Consider the following 22,364-nt stretch of genomic DNA (forward strand, 5'->3'; position numbering starts at 1 on the left):
TCGATCTTCGTATGAATACATGAACTACCTCCAACGGTAGTCCAAGAAATCCGCCGCACCCCCGATGGGTCAATTTTCGGCCGGCGCCAACAGCCATGGATGATGGCCGTGCAGAACAACGCCACTGCGGCGGTCAACAACCTGCGTCGATTGGGCGCCCGGCGGAACGAAGCGCGGGACGAAACCCGACGCATCGAAGCACGGCTGGGTACGCTGTTCAAGCAGCGAGGCTTTCGGGTGCTGGTCGGCCACGAATTTCCCGCCGGCAAGGGTGATGAAGAGGATGCGGGCGAGATCGACCTGCTGTGCGCACTGGAAGGGCACTTGCTTGTGCTCGAACTGAAGTCAACCTACCAGCGCCGCTCCATGAAAGACGCTTGGATGCACCGCACCTCGACCCTGCGCAAGGCAGGATGGCAACTGCACAGGAAGGTGCCCGCGGTTCGCCAAGCACTCCAGCACGATGCGTCGCTGCGCCAGGCGCTGGCACTGCCGCCAGAAGCGGAGCCGGCGATCACCGCCTGGATCATCGACACCTCCATCGAGTGGGATCACCAGGCGTTCCGGGGCTTTCTCAAGATTTCGCTGGAAGAGATCCAGATTGCACTGCGCGATGACCGGCGCTGGCTGAATGACCCCGAAGGATTGTTCCGGGGGCCAGGCGTTGGTGATGCGACGACGCGTGCCGACACAGGCGCGGAGCCAGTCGACACGCTCTATCCAAACGGATTCTCAGCAAGGAAATTCATCGAGGTTGTCGAGTCGGCTGCGGTATGGACGGCTACGGCATGAGCAGAGGAACTGCGGCACGCGACAGCCTTGGGCCAAGGAGGTCGGCTGATAGACTTCCCTTCATGCGCGCGCTGGAGATGTGCTGCAGTGGCATGCCGTCTCACCGCAGCCCAGGCATCTTGTGGGGTAAATCGTGGGGGAAATGCAGGCCTACAACCCCGATAGGCCATGAAAATCAACGACTTGGAGCGCATCTCGCGCTTCAGGTGCAGAGCATCGAGTGACGAACACCATCACCATGGACTATCCCGGCAATCTCTTCGTGGTCGCGGCGCCCAGCGGCGCCGGCAAGTCGAGCCTGGTCAAGGCGCTGATGGAGCTCGACTCGGCGGTGCAGCCCTCCGTCTCGCATACCACCCGGGCGCCGCGCGGCCAGGAAAAGCATGGGCGCGAATACTTCTTCGTCTCGCCGGCCGAATTCGACGCCATGATCGCGGCCGACGGCTTCGTCGAGTGGGCGCATGTGCACGGCCAGCGCTACGGCACCTCCAAGAAGGCCGTGGAGGAGCGGGTGGCGATGGGCGCCGACGTGATCCTGGAGATCGACTTCCAGGGCGCGCTGCAGATCCGCAAGGTGTTCGCCAACGCGGTGCTGGTGTTCATCCTGCCGCCGAGCTGGGAGGAACTGCGCTCACGGCTGGAGCGGCGCGGCGAGGACGCGCCGGAGATCATCGAGATGCGCCTTCGCAATGCCGCCGAGGAGATGGCGCAGGCCGACCGGTTCGACTTCGTTATAATCAACGAGTTGTTCGAGCGCGCGCTTTTCGACCTGAAAGCGATCGTTCACGCCCAGCGGCTGCGGTATTCCGCCCAGCGCCGCGCCCGCGCCGACACCTTCGCCGCGCTGGGCATTTCCTGAAGAGCACCCTGCTTTTCCCCCTTTCCTCCGAAAGACTTCCACCATGGCCCGCATCACCGTCGAAGACTGCCTGGAGCAAATCCCGAACCGTTTCCAGCTCGTGCTGGCCGCCACCTACCGCGCCCGCATGCTGAGCCAGGGCCACGCGCCCAAGATCGAGAGCAAGAACAAGCCCGCCGTCACCGCCCTGCGCGAGATCGCCGAGGGCAAGGTCGGGCTGGAAATGCTCAAGAAGGTGCCGGGCTGAACCGACTGACGCCCCGCCGCCACACAAAGGAGCACCGCATGCGGTGCTTTTTTTATGTCCGGGGGCTTGACGGCCAATGCCACGCTAAAGTAGGGCGATGAGCGCCGTCGTCCAGCCGCAGTCCGCGGCCCAGCCCTCCTCCGGTGCAGCCGCCCCGGGGCACGTGGCTGCGCTGAACGCGGCCGCGGCCAGCTTCGCCGCGCTCACGGCCAAGCTCGACTACCTCAGCGCCGAGGACGTCGAGCAGGTGCGGCGGGCCTACCGCTTCGCCGACGAGGCCCACCTGGGCCAGTTGCGCAACAGTGGCGAGCCGTACATCACCCACCCCATCGCCGTGGCCGCGCAGTGCGCGGAATGGAAGCTGGACGCGCAGGCGCTGATGGCCGCGCTGCTGCACGACGCCATGGAGGACTGCGGCGTCACCAAGCCCGACCTGGTCGAACGCTTCGGCGCCCCGGTGGCCGAACTGGTGGACGGCCTCACCAAGCTGGACAAGCTGCAGTTCAATACCCGCGAGGAAGGCCAGGCCGAGTCCTTCCGCAAGATGCTGCTGGCCATGGCGCGCGACGTGCGCGTCATCCTGATCAAGCTGGCCGACCGCACGCACAACATGCGCACGCTGGACGATGCGCCGCGCGAGAAATGGGCCCGCATCTCCAGCGAGACGCTGGAGATCTACGCGCCCATCGCCTACCGCCTCGGCCTGAACCAGACCTACCGCGAGCTGCAGGACCTGTCGTTCCGGTACATGCGGCCCTGGCGCTACGCCATCCTGGCCAAGGCGGTGGCCAAGGCGCGCAGCCGGCGGCGCGACCTGATCCAGAAGGTGCAGCGCGACGTGGAAGCCGCCTTCGCCGCCGCCGGCATCGCGGTACGCATGGCCGGGCGCGAGAAGACGCTCTACTCCATCTACCGCAAGATGGACGAGAAGAACCTGAGCTTCGCGCAGGTCACCGACATCTACGGCTTCCGCATCATCGTGCCCAACGTGATCGCCTGCTACACGGGCCTGGGCGTGCTGCACCAGCTGTACAAGCCGCTGCCCGGCAAGTTCAAGGACCACATCGCCATCGCCAAGCTCAACGGCTACCAGTCGCTGCACACGACGCTGGTCGGCCCCTCCGGCATCAGCGTCGAGTTCCAGTTGCGCACGGAAGCGATGCACCTCGTGGCGGAGTCCGGCGTCGCCGCCCACTGGCTGTACAAGGCGTCGGACGCGGCGGGCGGCGCGAGCAGCGGCGACCGCCTGAGCGCCAAGTGGCTGCAGTCGCTGCTGGACATCCAGGACGAGACGCGCGACGCGACCGAGTTCTGGGACCATGTCAAGGTGGACCTGTTCCCCGACGCGGTCTACGTCTTCACGCCTCGCAGCGAGATCATGGCGCTGCCCCGCGGTGCGACGGTGGTGGACTTTGCCTACGCCATCCACACCAACATCGGCGACCACACCTCCGCCGCGCGCATCAACGGCGAGCAGGTGCCGCTGCGCACCGAGCTGAAGAACGGCGACGTGGTGGAGGTCATCACCGCCCCCGTCTCCACGCCCAACCCGGCGTGGCTGGGATTCGTGCGCACGGGCCGCGCCCGCTCGAAGATCCGCCACTACCTCAAGACGCTCGCGCAGGCCGAGTCCGAGCGGCTGGGCGAGAAGCTGCTGAGCCAGGCACTGCGGGCCGAGGGCGTGGGCAAGCTGCCCGACGACGACGCCGACAACCAGCCGACCTGGGAGAAGCTGCTGCGCTTCACCGGCAGCCGCAACCGCGCCGAACTCATGACCGACATCGGCCTGGGCAAACGTGTCGCCAGCCTGGTGGCCAAGCGGCTGGCCGCGCTGCTGGCCGAACGCGGCTTCAAGCCCGACGCGCTGCTGCTCAGCCGCGAGCGCTTCACCGCGCACGAGAGCGTCTCCCAGGGCGCGGTGACGCTGGACGGCAGCGAGAACTCGTCGGTGCGCTTCGCCCAGTGCTGCCGGCCGATCCCCGGCGACCCGATCGTGGGCTACCTGGGCCACGGCGAGGGGCTGGTCGTCCACACCGAGGCCTGCGGCGTGGGCCAGCGCCTGCGCCACAAGGACAGCGAGCGCTTCTTCGCCGTCGAATGGGCCGACGAGCCCGTGCGCACCTTCGAGACCGGCATCGTCATCACCGCGCGCAACGACAAGGGCGTGCTCGCCCGGGTGGCAGCCACGCTGGCCAACGCGGAGGCGGATATCACCCACGTCGAGATGAACGAGGAGCCCGGCCAGGACTCGACCGACCTGCGCTTCGTGGTCGCCGTGCGCGACCGCCCCCATCTCGACGCCGTGCTGCGCGCGGCGCGCCGCACGCCCTCGGTGCTGACGGCGGCGCGGATCGTCCCCGCGGCCTGACCGGGCGCTTCAGCCCGGCGCCGGGTAGCGGACTTCCAGCACCTCGATGTCCTGGCCACCTGCCGGAGTGACCAGGCGCACGACGTCGCCTACACGCGCCTTCAGCAGCGCTCGCGCCACGGGAGAGATCCAGCTCACCTGTTGTCGCGCACTGTCCGCCTCGTCGATACCCAGGATCGTGACCTCGCGCTCCTCGCCGGCCTCGTCCGCATAGCGCACCGTCGCACCGAAGAAGACCTGCTCGCCGCCGTGGTGGACGGCGGGATCGGTGACCTCGGCGACCTCCAGCCGCTTGGTCAGGAAGCGGATGCGCCGGTCGATCTCGCGCAGCCGCTTCTTGCCGTAGAGGTAGTCGCCGTTCTCGGAGCGATCGCCGTTCTTGGCGGCCCAGTGCACGGCCTCCACCACCTTGGGCCGCTCGTTGTCCATCAGGTCCAGAAGTTCGGCCCGCAAGCGCGCATAGCCGCCCGGCGTGATGTAGTTCTTGCCGCCCGCGGGCAGCGCCGGCAGCGCATCGGCCTCGCCGTCATCCTCGATGGCATCGCCATCGCTTTCACGGGTGAACGCCTTGCTCATGTCGGTGACCGCCAAAGAAAACAAGCCCGCAACCTCATCGGTTGCGGGCTTGATCAAAAGGTGGCGCGGCTGGCAGGAATCGAACCCACGACCCCTTGGTTCGTAGCCAAGTACTCTATCCATCTGAGCTACAGCCGCGCAGAAGCGAAAGTATAGCACGGGTTATCTGGTAGGCCGTGCTGGGCTCGAACCAGCGACCAAGGGATTATGAGTCCCCTGCTCTGACCAACTGAGCTAACGGCCCCGCGCCGCCGGATTCTAGGCGGGCCGCCGTCCCTTCCCGGCGTCACTTCGGCCCGGACGCGTGGTGGCTCAGCGCGTTGCTCACCAGGCGCGCGGTGATGTCGACGATCTGGATCATGCGCTCGTAGGGCATGCGCGTCGGCCCGATGACGCCGAGCGTGCCGACCACCTGGCCGTCGACCTCGTAGTTCGCGCTGACCACCGACAGTTCCTCCACCGGCACGAACTGGCTTTCGCCGCCGATGAAGATGCGCACCCCCTCGGCCTTGCTGGAGACGTCGAGCAGCCGCAGCAACTGGGCCTTCTGCTCGAACAGCTCGAAGGCGCGGCGCAGCTGGTTCATGTCGGTGGAGAAGTCGCTGACCGACAGGAGGTTGCGCTCGCCCGCGATCACCACTTCCTCCTGTGCCTGGGAGATCGCCTCCGAACTGGCCTGCACCGCCGCCTGCATCAGCGAGGCGATCTCGCCACGCAGGGTGTCCATCTCGGACTTGAGGCGGTCGCGCACCTGCTCGATCGACAGACCGCTGTAGTGCGCGTTCAGGTAGTTGGCCGCCTCGATCAGCTCCGATTGCGAATAGTCACGGTCGGTGAAGAGCACGCGGTTCTGCACGTCGCCGTCGGGCGAGACGATGATCACCAGCAGCCGGCGGTCCGACAGCCGCAGGAACTCGATGTGGCGGAAGGCCGAGGTGCGCCGCGGTGCCATCACCACGCCGACGAACTGCGACAGGTTCGACAGCAGTTGCGCCGCGTTGGCGATCACCTTCTGCGGCTGGTCGGCCGGCAGGCTGGGCGCCGCCATGTGCGGGCGCTGCGCCGTCAACATGGTGTCGACGAAGAGGCGGTAGCCTCGTGCCGTCGGGATGCGCCCTGCCGAGGTGTGCGGGCTGACGATCAGCCCCAGTTCCTCCAGGTCGGCCATGACGTTGCGGATGGTCGCCGGCGACAGTTCCAGGCCCGGCGCCCGCGACAGGGTGCGCGAGCCCACGGGGGTGCCGTCGGCGATGTATCGCTCGATCAGGGTCTTGAGCAGCAGCTTGGCCCGTTCGTCCAGCATCCTGAAATTCTAGTGACGTGTTTAATGATGTACCTTCAATACCTCACCCGAAAGACCACGCCCTCACGCAACAGCGCCCGACGCGCTGCGCTAGGCGACACCCCGAAAGCCCTCGCCGTCTCATCGATGCTATAGCCCGCACAGTACATCACAGCAGCCTCCTTGGACACCTCGCCCGAAAGCAACGGCAACGGCCCTCGCTGCACCGCGCCAGCCCTGCCCCTGAACTGGGCACCACCCGCCCGAAGCGCACGCCGAATCGCGACATCACTGACCTGATACAGCGCAGCAATCTCCGCAACGGTGAAGCCCGCACCGTACAGGTCTACAGCGGCATCCGCGGCAGCGCCATCAACCAGCGGCGCCCGACCAAACCGCACACCCCTCGCTCGAGCAGCCTGCCGCCCCGCCTCACAACGCTCATGGATCAATGCCCGCTCAAACTGCGCGGCAGCACCCAGCACCTGAATCGTAAAAAGCCCAGCCGGCGAACTCGTGTCAATCGGCTCCGTCAAACTACGCAGACCTGCCCCGCGCTCCTTAAGGCACTCAAGCACGGAAAGCAAATGGGCCAAGCTACGAGCAATCCGATCCAACTTGTACACCACCAGCACATCACCGCACATCAGCTCCGCAAGCAGCCGCTCAAACTGGGGCCGATACCGCACCGCTGACTTCTTTTCCTCATACACCCGATGCACTCCGGCTTGCCTGAGCACACGCACTTGCATCGCCGTATCTTGTTCCAGCGTCGAAACCCTCGCGTAGCCAACCAGCACACAACCCCCATCAACACCTCAGCCGAAACTGCTCATCACGAGCCGCCTTCCGCCGCCTCGCAATGTCATCCTGCACAGAAGCCGGATTAGGCTGCCGCGCCGCAGCATCGAGCGCACGCACCTGCTCATTCAACGCTGCACATACCGATGCATTGGCCTGCGTAGTCCCGGGCGTACTTGCCACCACACGACTGTTCCGCCGCAACAGACCATAGCCGGCCCGCGTCTGCCGATTCGCAATCTCCGCCTGCTCATGCATAGGCAAATCCGCTGGCACACGCTCAACACGCTCGATAACGGCATCACGACGACCGCAATGCTCCTGCGACCAGGAACGCGCGCCATTCGGCCACTCGCATAAATACAGGTCCGCCATCACGCGGGCATCCGGATCAGACACGGCCGGCCGCACGTCCACAGATCGACCACCAGCGCAGGGCACATCGCTATAGGCACTCCCGCACCGATAAACGCCCTGCGCATGACTGATCGAACACAACGCCAGAAGAGCGGCAAACATCCATTGCATACCTTAATGCTACTGGATGTAACATGCACTGTCACTCCCGGTAACGAATCTCCGATTCCGCGCGGCCATACCAGCACCGCAGCGCGGCCCTAAAACGTCCTCAGCCAGCGCCAATAGCGCACCGGACGAACGCGCGTTATCGGCCGACCAACACGCACCCGCCGCCCCAACTTCAAACAGCGCATCACCCGCCAGTCGTGAACGACCAGGGCGAGGACTTCGGCACTCGCGGCCTTGCGCCTTCGCCGGCCTCAATGGCGGGTTTCGATTCGATGGCCGGCTTCCCCAAGTCCTTGAGCATGCCCGTAGGCGCTTCGAACACGCTCAGGCCGCTCGGCGCCTGCGCAACCTGATCCGGACGCGCCTGCGCCGGTTGAGACGTCTCCATGACGTTCTTTCGCTGCGGATTAGGATCGAAATCGAGCCAGATGCCCGATGCCACGATTTGCTTACACAACATCGCGTCCACGGTGTACGGCGTGGCATCCTGCGTATAGCACTTGCACTTGTCACCCATGCTCATGCACGCAGCCGGCACAGGCACGCGCGCGGGCTTCGTCAGTTCGTCATAGGCCGGCGCCGAATGACGCAAGCCCGCGAGTCTCGGCTGATAGCTGGCGATGTACTCTGCCGTGGTCTTTACCGCATGCTGCTGGCCACCGGAGCCCTGCCCTGCCACCGGCATCGCGCCAGGCGCTTGTAACTGCGCCTGCTGGGGCGCCTTGCCGACCGTGCGCTTCCAGAGCATGTACCCGCCGCCGCCCAACAATGTCGGGATCAGCACCAGCGAGACGGCCAGGAAGATCGCTGCGCGAGGGATACGGGTCTTGCCCGTGTGCAACTCGGCCGAGTCGTACCACTCATAGACTTCTTTCGGCTGGCCGCGCATGGTGACCTGCCCCGACCGGCCGGCACCGTTCTTTTCGCACTGATTGTTGACGGCGTCCCACTGAATCACGCTCGTGACATTACTGCCGCCAGCCACGCGCTTCAGATGCTGATGCCAGCCAGGAGCGCCAATCAGCTTCGTGACGAAGCTATCGAGGTTGGACGGATGCTGCGTCAGCAGGAAGAAGTCAAAGCCGCGCGAGCGATGCTCTGCCAGCTTCGAGATGTACTCAGGAACTGCGCTACCGTTCGGCCGCTTGGGCAACCAGTTATGGCACTCATCGGCCAGGAAGATGGTGCCGTCCGGCTGCGACCACCATTCCGAGTAGTGGCACTCCACCCAGCCGAATTCCTGCATGGTCTTCGGCTTGATGCGCAGGTAGCGCCGCTCCGTATCAGCAGGCTCCGTCTGCGTAGCAGGCTTGCCGATGATGACGCACACCGACCGGCCTTCTTTAACTTGCTTGTCGCGCAGGTCTTTGAGCGTAAACAGGCTTTTGCAGGAGCCATTGGCCCCGGTGCGAAGGTACAGCATGGCCGCTCCTACTTCTTACGAAACGCCTTCATGGCGCCATTCTTCAAGCCCTGCCCGGTCATACGCATCACGATAGCGCTTGTGATGATGTTGATGCACACGCCAATCTTCATATAGGCCATGAGATTCACGATATCCGCACCCATGCCCTGCATCGCTCCGAGCGCCTGCGACTTCGCATAGTCCAGGGACATGTCAATGCCCGTATACGTGATGACCCCGATGCCCAGCGACACCAACACTTGTCCAGCAATGGAGCCAGCGGCCCACAGTAGACCGCGCATCAATAACGCAATGATTGCAGGCATGTTCAACCCCTTGTGACGATGCGAGCGGCCAGCAAGAACGAGACAGCCACCAGCAGATTGCCGAGCATGGCGAGCGGATCGCACAGCACATTGAAAGGCAGGTTGACCGTCAAACCGCGAACCTCAAATTGCTTGTTCAGATCGCAACTGCCGCCCCCGAGCGCATCCGAACTATCGAAACCACCCGGGCCGACATTGACCGTCTCGTTATGCGGATTGGTCGCCGTGCGATCGTCAGTCCGCTCGCCCTCGCCCTGAAGCCACGTGGAAGGCTCCGCGTCCGTGCGCAACGTCTCGCAGTTACGCTTATGCTGCTCCTGCGCCATCGCGTTGACCACAGCATCCTCAGACTTCGCCACGAAGCCCTGCGCGCAGTTGCCCGAGAACGAGCTTTCACTCGTGCCCTCGCCGCACATCTTGAGCCCATTACCCGGCTTGCACGCCCCGGACGCCGAACCGCTCGTGCTCGAACTCGTGCATGTCTGCGTACTACTGCCGGCTGGCGTCACGCATTCCGTCGTCGTCGTCGTACACGTCCCGCCCGAACAGCTTGTCTCCTTCGTCCAATCGGTCTTGTTCCCATCCTTGTCCGTCGAACTACCCTTGTCCGTTTCCTTGACGTTGCCATCGGTGCCGCGCGGATAGCAACTACTGACACCATTGACTTCACCGCGCGACTGCCCAGCAGGACAAGGCGACGGCGCCGCCGTACCGTCATCCGGCTTATCCGGCGTCGATCCATCTTCGGGCTTCGGCGTACTCGGCGCAGGCCCCTCATCCGTACCGCCACCACCATCGCAAGTAGTGCCCGTGCTACCGGTATAGAAGCCCTCGCCGGTGCTCACATAATGACCCGACCCCGCTGGCGTCTCCTGCTGAAACATGCGCTGCACTTTCACGACGCACTTCCCGCCACCGGCACTGTTCCAGCTATCGCAGAAATAGAAATCCGACCCCGTGCCTTCGTAATTCTTCCAGCCCGCCGACTGGCCGGCCAAAGCCTCGCATTCACTCGGATCAGCAACGCACGCGCCGCCCTCTTCGTGATAGCCGGTGTTGCACTGACAGCCGCCGCTTACCGCCGTGCTATTCGCAGGACACACCGACGACGCGCGACTGATGACCTTATAAACGCTTGAACCACCGACAGTCGAAATCCGACACGTCCCATAGTTGCCACCACCCACGACACCATCCCGATTCGGATAGCCGCTCCAAATGCCTTGCGCAATATCCATCCACTCATTACAGGCGGCAACGTTCGTGGAGTAATAACCCGTCTGGGGCGACGTCTTCCCCAAGAACGTATGCGAATCGACAAAGTACTGATTCGTCAACGCCGGCACCAACGCATGCGCCTGCCCAACCAGCAGCAGCGCCGCGACGATCAGACGGACAACATGAACCATAACGCCCCCAGTACCGCCAAGATGATGTAGATGCCGCCTTGATCCATGCTCTGCCTCTGCGAAGCGCACACCGCATGCGCTTTGAACAGGCAACCCCGGGTGATCAGGCCGGGGTGCGAGCTACTCGATCAGCTCAGGGCGGCACGCACCCACTTGAAGGCCTTCACGGCGCCGTAGATCATCAGCACGGCCACGCCGACCAGACCCACGGGAGCGGCCTGCGCGGCGATGTCCGTGACCAGATCGGTCACATCGATGGCGGCGGCATTGGCCGAGGCCAGGGCGCCCAGGGAGCCGACGGCCACGAGGCCGCGAGAGATGGTCTTGTTCATTTCAGTTTCCTTTCAGTTGCCCTCAGCGGGCGGGTTTCCATCACCAGTTGACAGGACCCGGGCGAGCATTCGAATAGCCCAGCCCACGATCCAGACCGCGCCGATGGCGAGCGCGATTTGTGCGCCTTCTTCCTTCGTCAGTTGGAAGGGAGGCAGTGACAACTCGTGCACGACCGTCACCGTGCACGCGCTATCGCATTGAATGATTTGCTGCGGCTCCATCAGCGGCCGGCACGCCGGTCCTCATGCTGCGCAGCGACGCCCTCGCGCCATGCCTGCTTTTCCGCATCGCTCCACGAGGCATCGAACTGGCGGCGCATGTAGCCCGAGTCCCAGGCCGCCGTGGCGGCATTCGCAGCAGCGGCCTCGCGCAGCGCCGCAGTGCCTTCCATCGGGCTATAGCCGAGCGCCGAGCGGACCCACTTACTCGCCTTCGCGGCAAGGAGCACCAGCAGGCATCCCAGGCCTACGGCACCAACAGCGCCTACTGCGAAGCCGATATCCGTCACGAGCGATGAAACATCAATTGCCATGGGTAAACCTCCTCAGGAAGAAAAGGGCGACCGCCACCGCGACGGCCGCGCAGACTCGGGCGATGACGTAGCGGCCCATCACAGCCACTCGCCAATCAGCACGAAGGCCCACATCGCTGCACCGCATGCCACGACTTCAAGCGCCCACATCGCAGCCTCGCCTTGCAGCTTGGCGAGCTTGACGCTCCGCGACCCGATCCAGCGCCAGGAACATGCGTTCGCGCATGACCCTCACGTGCTCGACGCGCCGGGCGAACGGCACTTGCTGCCCGCGCAGGCGAATCCAGCGGCCGACCATGCGAATCGCAGCCGCAACGCCCTGCGCGATGAACACGCCGAGCACGCCCGACACGAATGCGATCAGCGCCATGTAGCTCAGCGCCTGAGACAGGTCTTCGGCATTGAGAACAGACAAAGGTGCGCAATCCATCAGTGACTCCCGTTTCCGGTTACGAATCTCGATTGCGCTTCGTCGGTGTCATCGGCCGTGCCGAGTACATCGAGGTCCACAATCGAGGCGTCATCGTCCGGGTCCGTCCAGTCCTGCACCAACTGAACAGCCCGTTCGACGTCATCGGTGACCCCGCCGCCCGCTTTCGCGAGGCTGCGGAACCACTCGGGCGTGCCGTCCCGCCCAGGCGCGAGGAAGCGACCGGTTGCGAGGGATTGCACAATCAGCCGCATGGCATCAGGCGGACTTCGCCCGCTCCATCGGCTTGATGCTCACGATCGACAGCGAGGTCTTGTTCTCCGCCGCCGCGACCACATCGAACTCCACTTCGACGCGCAGCGGCAGCGACTTGGCGAGATGCTTCCACTTGTCGAATTCATCGGCCTTGCCGAACTTGAAGGGACGGGTGCTGATGCCGATGGCTTCGCCGCTGGTGTTGCTCGCGAGGTCTGCATCCAGGTGGAAGGTGCAGGAGTCGAAGCCACGGCCTTCGAAGTCGCCTTTGCTGGCCTTGATGCCGTAGAGAGTGCTTTCAGACTTGATACGCATGATTGATCCTTACAGCCCGTTCAATGGACACCCTGCGCGACTGGGCCAGATCGCGGGGCAACATAAGACTGGAATGCGCTGGCGTAACCGGCGCGAAGATCGGCATCAGAGAAGCCCCGAAGGCGAGACGGCCGCTTGACGGCCGACACGATCAGTTCGAGAAACTGTTCTTCATCGAGGAAGGTTGCGGCCACGCCGACGCTTGCAGCGGCCGTGCTGAGCACCCAGCGGGCATTGCGGGCGCACTCGGCCTGCACGCTCATGATGGCTTCGCGCGGCTTGCACTGGATCGGCTCAGGCGTGGCCTTGTCGCCCGCCTCGCGCAGGACGGCCGCATGCCAGTCGCTGGCGCCCGCGAAGAAGTCCTGCGGCCGGCGCAGCACTTCGCTTTCGATCACGCGCAGCTTGTTGCCATAGCGCAGTTCGAAGCGCAGCCAGTCAACATCCGCCTCAGGGCCGAACAGTTGATCGCCCTTTTCATAGACGTTGGTTTCCTTGCCGGCTTCCTTGCTGCCGATGTACAGGCTTCGACTATTGCCCTGCAGCCAGTTCAGATCGCGCAGCTTCGGGCGACGGCCGTAGTGATCGCACAGGCCGGCCTTGTAGTCTTCCCAAACACGCTCGATGCCGCCTGCATAGCCATCGAAGAAGTCCAACGCGAGGTCAACGCGCGTGATCTTGGCTTGCAGTTCATCGACAAGGTTCGCCATCTTGTCGGTCCATCCGGTATCAGCGAAGGTGCACGCCTTGCCGTAGAGGTTGACGTGCAGCGTCTCGGCTTGTGTGCGCTGGCGAGGACTGTCCGAGCTTGCGCCGAATCCGACCCAGCCGACTTCTTCTTCGTTGCGCTTAATGGACCAACGATGCTTGTAGAAATCGTGGCCCTTTTGCAATTCGTGATGGCGCACGAAGTCGAAGCCAAGGATGGTGCAGACGCGCTCCGCGAGGTCCGCCGCCTGCTGCGCCGGGGACTGGTCCGCATCGGGCAGACCATTGATGATCGTCAGCAGCTTGTGCAGGCGGTAGCCTTCGTCCCACACCGAAGTCGTCTCGCGGCGACGGTCCGTGAGGACTGGGGGATAGGTCTTGACCTTCGCCGTGAAGCGAAGCCAGTCCACGTGCACGAGGCGCTTGCTTTCGGTGCGCTCGGCCATCAGCCGCAGCTTCACCGTGTTGCCATCGAGCACCAGCGCATTGCGGTCCGCTACCTTGGTCATTGATCGTCTCCGCGATGCGAATTCATGTTCTCCCCGTGATTACCATCGGGGTCGGCCGGCGCGTCTGCCGCGCTCGTGTCTCGTGCCTCGCCCCGGCGCGGCGCCACGCCCGCAGCCCGAGCAGCACAACGAGGGCGCATGCCTTCGGCACCGGGCTCTGGCCCTTCGGGTTGAGCCGGCCTTGCCGTCTCAATCGCGCAAGGCGCGACTAACGATCCCTTGCGCGGGGCGCCACCGTCCGCGTACCAAACCACGCCGGCATCGAGGAGGCCGCGCAGGAGGCCCGGATCAATCAGCAGCTCACGGCGGGCTGCGGCTCGCCCTCGGGGCGCAGCCGCAGCGACAGGCCGGCCAGCGCTGCACGCGCTGGATTTGTTCAGCAAGAGGGGGGCGAGGGGCGGCAGGAAGGCCGCGCCACTGGCGAGCAGGCGGCGCGAGCCGGCGCCGGCCGCGATGGCGGGTTTCACCATGGCGACCCCATCGCGCGCTCGATGCGCCTTCGCGTGGCACGGTCCACCACATCACCGGACTCGGCACGCTGGAACGTGCGCAGGCCGACACCGGCCCGGCTGGCGGCTTCCGGCTGCGTCAGCTTCAAACCGACACGCAGACAACGGATGAACGACGCACCGGGCGGCGCGCGATACGGGCCACGCGAGCCGCCACCGGAAACGAATCGCAGGCCGCTCATGCTCGCCCCTGCATGGCTTCCAGGCGGCACAGCGCGGCACGGGCCTTGTCCTGCTGCGTGCCGCGTGCGCAGAAGGCCGACAGCACCGCGCAATCGGCCTTGAACTGGATGGACGCCCGCAACGACTCGCGCACGGCCGCAGGGACCGGAGCGCGAAGGACTGCCGAGGCCCGGCGGCGCAACTCGTGGCGGTCGATGCCGGCCGTGCTCACCGAGACGGCCGGCGTGACGGGCTCCGGCTTCGCGCAACGCGTGCGGACGGCTTCGAGCCATTCGGAGACGGTCAGCATGCCACCCTCCGGTCCTCAAGCTCACGCGCCTGCGATACCTCAAACGACAACATGCGCCACGCCGTCCACGGCGTACGCCCGAAACCCTTTAAGCCCTGCGGGCCGATAGCAACCCACAAGCCGCCATCGCGATACAGATGCGGCTTTTGATGCCAGTCAGTCACAGCGCACCCCACCCCCCCGCCAAGGCCATACTGCAGCGAATAGAAGCGGATCAGGGACACAAGCGGCCGATGCCGCATGCAATTCCTGCGCTGCGCAAGCTTGATGCGCTGCGCGTGCTTCACAGCGCACCCCGCCCGACGAGCCCGACCTGCTTCCAGTTGCGATTGGTCAGCGCGAAGGCCAGCAACTCGCGTACGACCTCATTGGCGCTGAAGCCCAGTTCACGGGCAATGGAATCGATGCTCGCCTTCGTCTCGGGCTTGACCGTCACATCCAGGCGCGCATGGGACTGGCGATGTGCCTTGACACGCTCGCGCGACAACGCGTAACGAGCCTTGCGGCCGGGCACGCTGATCAACTCGATAGGGATGCCCGCCGACTGGCCGGAAGCCGCAGGAGCGGCCACGCTGACGGCAGCTTCGTTTACCTCGGCAGAGGCACCAGCCGGGGGGCAAGGGTCACCATCGACAACGTAGCCGCATGCATCGCATGCCCACTGACCGGCAGCGTTCAGCCGCAAGTCATGCCCGTTGCCGAGGCAGTGAGGGGTGACGGAAAGAGACATGGCCGCTCCTATGCGAGAATTCACTTATCAAATCCGGTTACTTACCAGATTTGATAAGTTGCAATTTACCACATGAGGTAACCAATGAGCCAATTGAATTATCTTATCGAAAAAGGTAAATCCATGTTTGGAAGCTATGGCGCGTTAGCAGACGCGATAGGCGTCCCGAACACACATATCTCCATGTGGAAGTCAGGCCGACGCTATTGCAGCCCGCCCGATCGCGCAGCACTGGCCAGCGCCGTAGACGAAGACCCCACGGCAGCAACCATCGAAGCAGTGATCGAAGGTATCGACCTCAAAAGCCCGCAGGGGAAGCGCGCAACACACGCGCTACAGGTTGCATTGCACAACCTACAGACGAGCTTGAAATCGTAATTTGTATCCCATGAGTACCCGCTTTCGCCACGTCGCCCTGATCGGAAAGTACCAGGCGCAGGCGGCCCGCGCGCCAGACAGCGTGATGCAGGGCATCGCCGCCTTCCTGGAGGAGCAGGGCTGCTCGGTGGTGCTGGAGCGCGGCAGCGCCGAGAGCGGCCCCGACGGACAGCCCCTGGACACCGGCCCGTACCCTGTGCTGGCGGTGGAGGACATCGGCCAGCGCTGCGACCTCGGCCTGGTGGTCGGCGGCGACGGCACCATGCTCGGCATCGGCCGGCGCCTGGCGCCCTCGGGCCTGCCGCTGGTGGGCATCAACCACGGGCGCCTGGGCTTCATCACCGACATCCCGCTCGACGGCTACCAGGGCGCGCTGAGCTCGATCCTGGCCGGCGAGTACGAAGAGGACCACCGCAGCCTGATGCACGCGCAGGTGGTGCGCGAGGGCGCGGTGGTGTTCGACGCGCTGGCCATGAACGACGTAGTGGTCAACCGCGGCGCCACCTCGGGCATGGTGGAGCTGCGCGTGTCGGTCGGGCCCAACTTCGTGGCCAACCAGCGCGCGGACGGGCTGATCATCGCCACGCCGACCGGGTCGACCGCCTACGCCCTGTCCGCCGGCGGGCCGCTGCTGCATCCGGCGATCCCAGGCTGGGTGCTGGTGCCAATCGCGCCGCACACGCTGTCGAACCGGCCGATCCTGCTGCCCGATGCGCAGGAGATCACCATCGAGGTGGTCGGCGGACGCGACGCCAGCGCCAATTTCGACATGCAGTCGCTCGCCACGCTGATGCACGGCGACAAGGTGGTGGTGAGGCGCTCGGACTACCGGGTGCGCTTCCTGCACCCGCGCGGCTGGAGCTATTTCGACACGCTGCGCAAGAAGCTGTACTGGAACGCAGGAGGTTCATGACATGGCGCTGCGACGCATCGCACTGCGCGACTTCGTCATCGTCCGGGCACTCGAGCTGGACCTCGCCGCCGGTTTCAGCGTGCTGACGGGCGAGACGGGCGCCGGCAAGTCCATCCTCATCGACGCACTGCAGCTCGCGCTGGGCAGCCGCGCCGATGCCGGGGCCGTGCGCGAGGGCGCCGAGCGGCTGGACGTGAGCGCCGAGTTCGATCCCGTGCCGGCGCTGGCCGCCTGGCTGGACGAAGGCGGCTTCGCGCCCGGCGAATCGCTGCTGCTGCGGCGCACCGTCGACACGCAGGGCCGCAGCCGCGGCTGGATCAACGGCAGCCCGGCCACCGCCGCGCAGCTGCGCGAGCTGGGCGACCACCTGCTCGACATCCACGGCCAGCACGCCTGGCAGAGCCTGACGCGCGCCGAGGCGGTGCGCGGGCTGCTGGACGCCTATGCCGGCATCGACGCCGCACCGCTGGGCGCCGCCTGGACAGCCTGGCGCCAGGCCGCGGGCGCCCTGGAGACGGCGCGCCAGGCGCAGGACACGCTGCTGCGCGAACGCGAGCGCCTGCAGTGGCAGATCGGCGAGCTCGACAAGCTGGCGCCGGGCGAGGACGAATGGGAGGAACTGTCCGCCCAGCACACCCGCCTGTCGAACGCACGGGCGCTGCTGGATGCCGCCGAGGGCGCGGCCGCCGCGCTGGAGGACGACGACGGCGGCGCGCTGCAGGCGCTGGCGCGCGCGCAGTCGCTGCTGCAGGCCAGCGAGCACATCGAGCCCGCCTTCCAGGCCATCGGCGAGGAGCTGGCCTCGGCCATCGCCCAGGCGGCCGACGCCGCGCACACGCTGCACGCCTGGCGCCGCCGCACCGACCTGGATCCGGAACGCCTGGCGGAACTGGACGAGCGCATGGGCCAGTGGCTGTCGCTGGCGCGCCGCTGGCGCCGGCCGCCGGCGGAGCTGCCCGCGCTGCTGGCCGACTGGCGCACGCAGCTGCAGGCGCTCGACGCCCAGGCCGACCTGGCGGCCCTCGAAGGCGCCGAGCAGGCGGCGCACAAGGCGTACCTGGAGGCCGCGCGCGCGGTCGGGCGCGCCCGCCAGAAGGCTGCGCCGAAGCTGTCGCAAGCCGTCACGCAGGCCATGCAGGGCCTGGGCATGCAGGGTGGGCGCTTCGAGGTCGCCCTGGCCCCCCTGGCGCAGCCGGGCCGCGCCGGGCTGGAAGAGGTGAGCTTCCTGGTGGCAGGCCACCCGGGCAGCACGCCGCGGCCGATCGGCAAGGTGGCCTCGGGCGGCGAGCTGTCGCGCATCGCGCTGGCCATCGCCGTGACCACCAGCCGGCTGGGCGAGGCGCAGACGCTGATCTTCGACGAGGTGGATGCCGGCGTCGGCGGCGCCGTGGCCGAGACCGTCGGGCGCCTGATGCAGCAGCTCGGCCGCGACCGGCAGGTGCTGGCCGTCACGCATCTGCCGCAGGTGGCCGCCTGCGCCGACCACCACCTGCGGGTCGCCAAGCGGGTGGCGCAGGGCCGCACCGAAAGCACCGTGCAGCCGCTGGACGGCGAAGGCCGCATGCAGGAGATCGCGCGCATGCTGGGTGGCGAACAGGTGTCGGCCACCTCGCTGGCACACGCGCGCGAGATGCTCGGCAAGCCCGCTGCTCCCGCGCCGCGCCGCGCGAAGGCTGCCTCATGAGCGTGCCCGGGACCACGCAGGCCCCGCCCGACGGGCTGGACCTCTTCCTCATCACCGGCATGTCGGGCTCCGGCAAGTCGGTGGCGCTGGCAGCGCTGGAGGATGCCGGCTACTACTGCGTCGACAACCTGCCGCCGGAACTGCTGGAGTCCTTCGTCGCCCTGCAGCGCGAACGGCAGGCGACGCACGTGGCGGTGGCGATCGACGTGCGCAGCGGCGTCTCGCTGCCGCAGTTGCCGCTGCAGCTGGAGGCGCTGCGCCGCGAGGGCATCCGGATGCGCTCGCTCTTCCTCGACGCCACCACCGACGCCCTGGTGCGGCGCTACTCCGAGACGCGCCGCCGCCACCCCCTGTCGCGCCAGGACGGCCGCGTCGACGTGCCCGAGCAGGAGCGCGCCCTGGTGCAGGCGATCGAGCTGGAGCGCGAGCTGCTGGCCGACCTGCGCGACGGCGCCGACGTGATCGACACCAGCCTGATCCGGCCGGCGCAGCTGCGCACCTACATCAAGGCGCTGATCGGCGCCCCGCGCCGGCAGATGACGCTGGTGTTCCAGTCCTTCGCCTTCAAGCGCGGGCTGCCGCTGGACGCGGACTACGTGTTCGACGTGCGCATGCTGCCCAACCCGCACTACGTGCCGGCGCTGCGTCCGCTGACGGGGCGTGACCAGCCGGTCATCGACTGGCTGCGCGGCCACGACGAGGTGGCGCGCATGTATGCGGACATCGAGCAGTTCCTGGCGCGCTGGCTGGACGCCCTGGCGCAGGACCACCGCAGCTACGTCACGGTGGCCATCGGCTGCACCGGCGGACAGCACCGCTCGGTGTTCCTGGTCGAGCAACTGGCGCGCGCCTTCGGCGACCGCTGGGCGGCGCTCAAGCGGCACCGCGAGCTCGACATCGAGTAGGCGGCCTGCGCTTCAGCCGGCGGCGCGCTGCTCCAGCAGGCGCCGCACGGGCGCCGGCAGGCCCAGCGTGGGCCAGCGGTCCGCATCCACCCAGCTTCCTTCGATGGCCGGCGACTGCGACGCGAAGGCCGTCGCCACCGGATGCAGGTGCAGATCCTTGTGGGTGAGCACGTGGACGAAGGCCGGCAGATCCTGCGGCTCGGCTGCGGAGGGGCAGGCGGCCAGCAGCGCCTCGCGCGACTCGAACACCGGCAGCGCCCACAGCCCGGCCCAGATGCCGCGCGCCGGGCGCTTGTGCAACCAGACCGCGCCGTCTTCCTCCCGCTGCGCCAGCAGCACCCACAGCGTCTGCGCCGTGCGGCGCAGCTTGCGGCTGCGCACGGGGTAGCGCTCGACGTCGCCGCCGGCGCGGGCACGGCACAGGGCCTGCACCGGGCACAGCAGGCAGTCGGGCCGGCGCGGCAGGCAGATGGTGGCGCCGAGGTCCATCAGGCCCTGCGTGTAGGCCGCGATGTCGTCCGGTCGGTCCGCCGGCGGCAGCAGCACATCGGCAGCGGCCCACAGGGCCCGCTCGTTCGCCGCCACGGCCAGGTCGCCGCCGTAGGCCAGCAGCCGCGCCAGCACGCGCCGCACGTTGCCGTCCAGGATGGCGACCCGCTCGCCGAAGCAGAAGGCGGCGACGGCCGCAGCGGTGGAGCGGCCGATGCCGGGCAGCGTCGCCAGCTCGGCCGCGGTGTGCGGAAAGCGGCCGCCGAAGCGCGCCACCACCTCCTGCGCGCAGCGGTGCAGGTTGCGCGCCCGGCTGTAGTAGCCTAGCCCGCTCCAGAGGCCGAACACCTCGTCCTCCGGCGCCGCGGCCAGCGCAGCAACGTCAGGGAAGCGGGCGAGGAAGCGCTCGTAGTAGCCCAGCACGGTCGTCACCTGCGTCTGCTGCAGCATGATCTCCGACAGCCAGACGCGGTACGGATCGCGGGTGCGCTGCCAGGGCAGGTGGTGACGCCCGTGGCTGCGCTGCCAGGCGACCAGCTCGCGATGGAACTCGGATGAAAGCGCCTGCGCGGCGGCGGCGAGCGCCGCGTGCTCGCCGGTCACGCCACGCGCAGGGCGTCGCGCGCCGCGGCCTCGCCGGCGGCGGACGCGGTGGGCGGCTCCTGGCTGGTCAGCAGCCCGGTCAGCTCCTGCAGGCGCTCGTTCAGGGCCTTGAGCTGCCCTTCGTGGGCGTGGATCTCGGCCAGCCGCTCCTCCAGGCCGCCGGCCGCCTGCTGGATGCGCTCGACGGACTCGATGCGGCGCACGAAGTTGCGGCGGCGCTCCTTGAGCTGCGCGTCGAGCTGCGCGCCGGCGCTCTTGGACCAGCGCTCCACCTCGGCCATCGCGGCCTCGTTGACCGCGCGCACCCGGCTGCCCAGGGCGCGCACCAGCTTGTCGCAGAAGTCGTGCTGCGCCAGCTTGAGCACGTTGCCCACGCCCAGGTAGTGCAGGTGGCTCTGCTCGATGCGCCCCAGCTCGGCCACGAAGTCGCTCAGGTCGGGCTCGGCCGGCGCCTGCAGCGCGAAACCGTGCTCCGCGTTGAGCTGGCGGAAGGTGGCGTGCAGCATGGCCTGGATCTCGGCCGTGGTCGCCTGCACCTCGCGCAGGTTGCCGCGCAGCGCATCGAAGGTGGCGCCGTACACCTTGCCCAGGCTGAGCTTGATGCCGGGGCGCCGCAGCGCCGCCGCCAGCCGTCCGAGGTCGGCCTTGAGCGCGGTGCTGCCCAGCACCGCGTACACCTCGCGCAGCAGCTTGGCCTGCACCGAGCGCAGCGCCAGGATGCGGGTGTTGCTGGCCTCGAAGTCGGCTTGCTCCTGCTCGATGCGCGCACGCATGTGGCGGATCACGGTACTGTTCTTGCCGCGCAGCCCCTGCAGTTCCAACGCCTGCTCCGACAGGTCGCGCTGGCGCACCTGCAGCAGGCGCGCGGCCTCGGCGCGCAGCGCCGCGATGCCGGCATCCACCGCCAGGCGCAGCATGGTCTCGCGCCGGCCCAGCAGTCCTTCGCCGAGCGCGGCCTCCAGGGCGGGCAGGCGGCTGGCCTGCTGCAGCGCAGCGTCGCGCTCGATCTTGGCCTGCAGCCCCTTCTGCGCCGAGACCGGCATCACACGCTCGCGCGGCACGCCCAGCGTGTCGGCCGAGGTGCGGCACTGGCGTTCGATCTGCGCGTCGATCTGGCCCGGCGCGCTCAGCGTGTCCCAGAGCGTGTCGATCTTGTTCAGGACGACGATGCGGGTCTCGCCCGGATCGCCCTCGGTGACCAGGTGCTCGCGCCAGATGGCGAGGTCGGAGCGCGTGACGCCGGTGTCGGCGCCCAGGATGAACACCACCGCATGCGCCTGCGGGATGAGGCTCACGGTGAGCTCCGGCTCGGCGCCGATGGCGTTCAGGCCCGGCGTGTCGAGGATCACCAGCCCCTGCTCCAGCAGCGGGTGCGGCATGTTCAGCAGCGCGTGGCGCCAGCGCGGCACCTCCACGCGGCCCTGGGCATCGCACACCGGGTTGTCCTGCGGATGCTCGTCGCTCCAGAAGCCCAACGCCCGCGCTTCGTCCACGCTGACCCAGTCGACCTCGGCCACCTTGTGCATCGCCGTGGCGAGCGACTCGGCGTCGTCGACGTCGATGGGCACCTCGGTCCAGCGCGCCTCCTGCTCGCGGCCGCGCCACCAGGTCAGCGAATGCGCCTCCAGCCGGGTAGCGATGGGCAGCAGCCGCAGGCAGGGCAGGAAGGCGGCGTCGTAGCCCAGCTCGGTCGGGCACATCGTCGTGCGCCCGGCGCTGGCCGGCATGATGCGGCGGCCGTAGCCGGCGAAGAAGATGGCGTTGATCAGCTCCGACTTGCCGCGCGAGAACTCGGCCACGAACGCGACCATGACCTTGCTGGTGCGCATCTGCGCCTCCAGCTCGCGCAGGCGCTCGCCGACGGCGGCGTCCAGCAGGTCGCTCTCACGCAGCCAGCTGGCCAGCCACTTGAGCCGGTGCGCGAAGTTGCGACGCCAGGCACCGTGCTGGTCGAATTGCTGGTTGAAGGACGCGCTCAAGAAGGCCTGCCACGTGGATGGTTAACA

The 22,364-nt window shown here is 67.0% G+C and carries 27 protein-coding genes and 2 tRNA genes; 8 read left to right on the forward strand and 21 right to left on the reverse strand.

Features of this window, described 5'->3' with window-relative positions; translation table 11 throughout:
• Positions 1 to 108 precede the first annotated feature (108 nt).
• The 4 genes from Q392_RS11365 (at position 109) to Q392_RS11380 (ending at position 4,266) form a co-directional block, all read left to right on the forward strand.
• Positions 109 to 792, forward strand: a complete 684-nt coding sequence (locus Q392_RS11365; protein WP_157007917.1) for a hypothetical protein — start codon at positions 109 to 111, stop codon at positions 790 to 792.
• A 238-nt stretch (positions 793 to 1,030) separates the two neighbouring features.
• Positions 1,031 to 1,651, forward strand: a complete 621-nt coding sequence (gmk, locus tag Q392_RS11370) for a guanylate kinase (RefSeq protein ID WP_038206994.1) — start codon at positions 1,031 to 1,033, stop codon at positions 1,649 to 1,651.
• Positions 1,652 to 1,694: 43 nt separating this feature from the next.
• A complete protein-coding gene (gene rpoZ, locus Q392_RS11375) occupies positions 1,695 to 1,898 on the forward strand; it encodes a DNA-directed RNA polymerase subunit omega (RefSeq protein WP_038206659.1) in 204 nt (67 codons plus the stop codon).
• Between the two features lie 97 nt (positions 1,899 to 1,995).
• Positions 1,996 to 4,266 (forward strand): RelA/SpoT family protein, encoded by a 2,271-nt coding sequence (locus Q392_RS11380; RefSeq protein WP_038206662.1) that lies wholly within the window; start codon positions 1,996 to 1,998, stop codon positions 4,264 to 4,266.
• Between the two features lie 9 nt (positions 4,267 to 4,275).
• On the opposite strand, the gene greB is transcribed toward Q392_RS11380, so the two are convergent.
• From greB to Q392_RS32770, 19 genes are all read right to left on the reverse strand, one after another.
• On the reverse strand, positions 4,276 to 4,842 hold the full coding sequence (gene greB, locus Q392_RS11385) for a transcription elongation factor GreB (RefSeq protein ID WP_038206997.1): 567 nt from the start codon (positions 4,840 to 4,842) through the stop codon (positions 4,276 to 4,278).
• A 61-nt stretch (positions 4,843 to 4,903) separates the two neighbouring features.
• A tRNA-Arg gene (locus Q392_RS11390) sits at positions 4,904 to 4,980 on the reverse strand.
• Between the two features lie 29 nt (positions 4,981 to 5,009).
• Positions 5,010 to 5,086, reverse strand: a tRNA-Ile gene (locus tag Q392_RS11395).
• 42 nt (positions 5,087 to 5,128) lie between these two features.
• Entirely contained in the window at positions 5,129 to 6,145 is a 1,017-nt protein-coding gene (hrcA, locus tag Q392_RS11400; protein ID WP_038206664.1) for a heat-inducible transcriptional repressor HrcA, read from the reverse strand.
• A gap of 35 nt (positions 6,146 to 6,180) precedes the next feature.
• Complete coding sequence (locus Q392_RS11405) at positions 6,181 to 6,924, reverse strand: recombinase family protein (protein WP_084217005.1); 744 nt, start codon at positions 6,922 to 6,924, stop codon at positions 6,181 to 6,183.
• Between the two features lie 10 nt (positions 6,925 to 6,934).
• Entirely contained in the window at positions 6,935 to 7,453 is a 519-nt protein-coding gene (locus Q392_RS32750) for a hypothetical protein (protein ID WP_157007920.1), read from the reverse strand.
• A gap of 184 nt (positions 7,454 to 7,637) precedes the next feature.
• The gene (locus tag Q392_RS11410; RefSeq protein ID WP_038206667.1) at positions 7,638 to 8,876 is read right to left on the reverse strand and encodes a zonular occludens toxin domain-containing protein; all 1,239 of its coding nucleotides are present in this window, start codon (positions 8,874 to 8,876) and stop codon (positions 7,638 to 7,640) included.
• 8 nt (positions 8,877 to 8,884) lie between these two features.
• Positions 8,885 to 9,184, reverse strand: coding sequence for a DUF2523 domain-containing protein (locus tag Q392_RS11415; RefSeq protein WP_038206670.1), 300 nt, complete (start codon positions 9,182 to 9,184; stop codon positions 8,885 to 8,887).
• A gap of 2 nt (positions 9,185 to 9,186) precedes the next feature.
• The gene (locus tag Q392_RS32755) at positions 9,187 to 10,593 is read right to left on the reverse strand and encodes a hypothetical protein (protein ID WP_157007923.1); all 1,407 of its coding nucleotides are present in this window, start codon (positions 10,591 to 10,593) and stop codon (positions 9,187 to 9,189) included.
• A gap of 128 nt (positions 10,594 to 10,721) precedes the next feature.
• Entirely contained in the window at positions 10,722 to 10,925 is a 204-nt protein-coding gene (locus Q392_RS11425; RefSeq protein WP_038206676.1) for a major capsid protein, read from the reverse strand.
• A gap of 12 nt (positions 10,926 to 10,937) precedes the next feature.
• Positions 10,938 to 11,147, reverse strand: coding sequence for a hypothetical protein (locus Q392_RS11430; RefSeq protein WP_038206679.1), 210 nt, complete (start codon positions 11,145 to 11,147; stop codon positions 10,938 to 10,940).
• Positions 11,147 to 11,458: a major capsid protein gene (locus Q392_RS32760; RefSeq protein ID WP_157007926.1), complete on the reverse strand. Its 312-nt coding sequence runs from the start codon at positions 11,456 to 11,458 to the stop codon at positions 11,147 to 11,149. Before Q392_RS32760 ends, Q392_RS11430 begins: the two co-directional genes overlap by 1 nt.
• A gap of 136 nt (positions 11,459 to 11,594) precedes the next feature.
• Positions 11,595 to 11,888: a hypothetical protein gene (locus tag Q392_RS11435; RefSeq protein WP_038206681.1), complete on the reverse strand. Its 294-nt coding sequence runs from the start codon at positions 11,886 to 11,888 to the stop codon at positions 11,595 to 11,597.
• Positions 11,888 to 12,142 (reverse strand): hypothetical protein, encoded by a 255-nt coding sequence (locus tag Q392_RS11440; protein ID WP_038206683.1) that lies wholly within the window; start codon positions 12,140 to 12,142, stop codon positions 11,888 to 11,890. The genes Q392_RS11435 and Q392_RS11440 overlap by 1 nt, the downstream gene beginning before the upstream one ends.
• Positions 12,143 to 12,146: 4 nt before the next feature.
• The gene (locus tag Q392_RS11445) at positions 12,147 to 12,458 is read right to left on the reverse strand and encodes a hypothetical protein (RefSeq protein WP_038206686.1); all 312 of its coding nucleotides are present in this window, start codon (positions 12,456 to 12,458) and stop codon (positions 12,147 to 12,149) included.
• Positions 12,459 to 12,478: 20 nt separating this feature from the next.
• The gene (locus Q392_RS11450; RefSeq protein WP_051953296.1) at positions 12,479 to 13,675 is read right to left on the reverse strand and encodes a replication initiation factor domain-containing protein; all 1,197 of its coding nucleotides are present in this window, start codon (positions 13,673 to 13,675) and stop codon (positions 12,479 to 12,481) included.
• A gap of 463 nt (positions 13,676 to 14,138) precedes the next feature.
• On the reverse strand, positions 14,139 to 14,366 hold the full coding sequence (locus Q392_RS32765; protein WP_157007929.1) for a helix-turn-helix domain-containing protein: 228 nt from the start codon (positions 14,364 to 14,366) through the stop codon (positions 14,139 to 14,141).
• Positions 14,363 to 14,656: a hypothetical protein gene (locus tag Q392_RS11455; RefSeq protein ID WP_038206691.1), complete on the reverse strand. Its 294-nt coding sequence runs from the start codon at positions 14,654 to 14,656 to the stop codon at positions 14,363 to 14,365. The genes Q392_RS32765 and Q392_RS11455 overlap by 4 nt, the downstream gene beginning before the upstream one ends.
• A gap of 283 nt (positions 14,657 to 14,939) precedes the next feature.
• Complete coding sequence (locus Q392_RS32770; RefSeq protein WP_157007932.1) at positions 14,940 to 15,386, reverse strand: hypothetical protein; 447 nt, start codon at positions 15,384 to 15,386, stop codon at positions 14,940 to 14,942.
• A gap of 84 nt (positions 15,387 to 15,470) precedes the next feature.
• On the opposite strand from Q392_RS32770, the gene Q392_RS31960 reads away from it, so the two are divergent.
• The 4 genes from Q392_RS31960 to rapZ are packed head-to-tail and all read left to right on the forward strand — an operon-like array spanning position 15,471 to position 19,266.
• On the forward strand, positions 15,471 to 15,764 hold the full coding sequence (locus Q392_RS31960) for a hypothetical protein (RefSeq protein WP_084217006.1): 294 nt from the start codon (positions 15,471 to 15,473) through the stop codon (positions 15,762 to 15,764).
• 10 nt (positions 15,765 to 15,774) lie between these two features.
• Positions 15,775 to 16,677, forward strand: coding sequence for an NAD kinase (locus Q392_RS11470; RefSeq protein ID WP_038206704.1), 903 nt, complete (start codon positions 15,775 to 15,777; stop codon positions 16,675 to 16,677).
• Position 16,678: 1 nt separating this feature from the next.
• Entirely contained in the window at positions 16,679 to 18,361 is a 1,683-nt protein-coding gene (gene recN, locus Q392_RS11475) for a DNA repair protein RecN (RefSeq protein ID WP_038206710.1), read from the forward strand.
• Positions 18,358 to 19,266: an RNase adapter RapZ gene (gene rapZ, locus Q392_RS11480; protein WP_051953298.1), complete on the forward strand. Its 909-nt coding sequence runs from the start codon at positions 18,358 to 18,360 to the stop codon at positions 19,264 to 19,266. Before recN ends, rapZ begins: the two co-directional genes overlap by 4 nt.
• Positions 19,267 to 19,278: 12 nt before the next feature.
• On the opposite strand, the gene mutY is transcribed toward rapZ, so the two are convergent.
• Both mutY and Q392_RS11490 read right to left on the reverse strand, forming a co-directional pair.
• Positions 19,279 to 20,292, reverse strand: coding sequence for an A/G-specific adenine glycosylase (gene mutY, locus Q392_RS11485; protein WP_038207009.1), 1,014 nt, complete (start codon positions 20,290 to 20,292; stop codon positions 19,279 to 19,281).
• A 62-nt stretch (positions 20,293 to 20,354) separates the two neighbouring features.
• A complete protein-coding gene (locus tag Q392_RS11490) occupies positions 20,355 to 22,337 on the reverse strand; it encodes a dynamin family protein (RefSeq protein ID WP_051953299.1) in 1,983 nt (660 codons plus the stop codon).
• Positions 22,338 to 22,364: the final 27 nt, after the last annotated feature.

The organism is Xenophilus azovorans DSM 13620, assembly GCF_000745855.1.
Taxonomy (GTDB): Bacteria; Pseudomonadota; Gammaproteobacteria; order Burkholderiales; family Burkholderiaceae_C; genus Xenophilus; species Xenophilus azovorans.

Coding starts and splice junctions, on each gene's coding strand:
- gmk (WP_038206994.1), top strand. CDS start 1,031: ATGGACTATCCCGGCAATCTCTTCGTGGTCGCGGCGCCCAGCGGCGCC.
- rpoZ (WP_038206659.1), top strand. CDS start 1,695: ATGGCCCGCATCACCGTCGAAGACTGCCTGGAGCAAATCCCGAACCGT.
- Q392_RS11380 (WP_038206662.1), top strand. CDS start 1,996: ATGAGCGCCGTCGTCCAGCCGCAGTCCGCGGCCCAGCCCTCCTCCGGT.
- greB (WP_038206997.1), bottom strand. CDS start 4,842: ATGAGCAAGGCGTTCACCCGTGAAAGCGATGGCGATGCCATCGAGGAT.
- hrcA (WP_038206664.1), bottom strand. CDS start 6,145: ATGCTGGACGAACGGGCCAAGCTGCTGCTCAAGACCCTGATCGAGCGA.
- Q392_RS32750 (WP_157007920.1), bottom strand. CDS start 7,453: ATGCAATGGATGTTTGCCGCTCTTCTGGCGTTGTGTTCGATCAGTCAT.
- Q392_RS11410 (WP_038206667.1), bottom strand. CDS start 8,876: ATGCTGTACCTTCGCACCGGGGCCAATGGCTCCTGCAAAAGCCTGTTT.
- Q392_RS11415 (WP_038206670.1), bottom strand. CDS start 9,184: ATGCCTGCAATCATTGCGTTATTGATGCGCGGTCTACTGTGGGCCGCT.
- Q392_RS32755 (WP_157007923.1), bottom strand. CDS start 10,593: ATGGTTCATGTTGTCCGTCTGATCGTCGCGGCGCTGCTGCTGGTTGGG.
- Q392_RS11425 (WP_038206676.1), bottom strand. CDS start 10,925: ATGAACAAGACCATCTCTCGCGGCCTCGTGGCCGTCGGCTCCCTGGGC.
- Q392_RS11430 (WP_038206679.1), bottom strand. CDS start 11,147: ATGGAGCCGCAGCAAATCATTCAATGCGATAGCGCGTGCACGGTGACG.
- Q392_RS32760 (WP_157007926.1), bottom strand. CDS start 11,458: ATGGCAATTGATGTTTCATCGCTCGTGACGGATATCGGCTTCGCAGTA.
- Q392_RS11435 (WP_038206681.1), bottom strand. CDS start 11,888: ATGGATTGCGCACCTTTGTCTGTTCTCAATGCCGAAGACCTGTCTCAG.
- Q392_RS11440 (WP_038206683.1), bottom strand. CDS start 12,142: ATGCGGCTGATTGTGCAATCCCTCGCAACCGGTCGCTTCCTCGCGCCT.
- Q392_RS11445 (WP_038206686.1), bottom strand. CDS start 12,458: ATGCGTATCAAGTCTGAAAGCACTCTCTACGGCATCAAGGCCAGCAAA.
- Q392_RS11450 (WP_051953296.1), bottom strand. CDS start 13,675: ATGACCAAGGTAGCGGACCGCAATGCGCTGGTGCTCGATGGCAACACG.
- Q392_RS32765 (WP_157007929.1), bottom strand. CDS start 14,366: ATGAGCGGCCTGCGATTCGTTTCCGGTGGCGGCTCGCGTGGCCCGTAT.
- Q392_RS11455 (WP_038206691.1), bottom strand. CDS start 14,656: ATGCTGACCGTCTCCGAATGGCTCGAAGCCGTCCGCACGCGTTGCGCG.
- Q392_RS32770 (WP_157007932.1), bottom strand. CDS start 15,386: ATGTCTCTTTCCGTCACCCCTCACTGCCTCGGCAACGGGCATGACTTG.
- Q392_RS31960 (WP_084217006.1), top strand. CDS start 15,471: ATGAGCCAATTGAATTATCTTATCGAAAAAGGTAAATCCATGTTTGGA.
- Q392_RS11470 (WP_038206704.1), top strand. CDS start 15,775: ATGAGTACCCGCTTTCGCCACGTCGCCCTGATCGGAAAGTACCAGGCG.
- recN (WP_038206710.1), top strand. CDS start 16,679: ATGGCGCTGCGACGCATCGCACTGCGCGACTTCGTCATCGTCCGGGCA.
- rapZ (WP_051953298.1), top strand. CDS start 18,358: ATGAGCGTGCCCGGGACCACGCAGGCCCCGCCCGACGGGCTGGACCTC.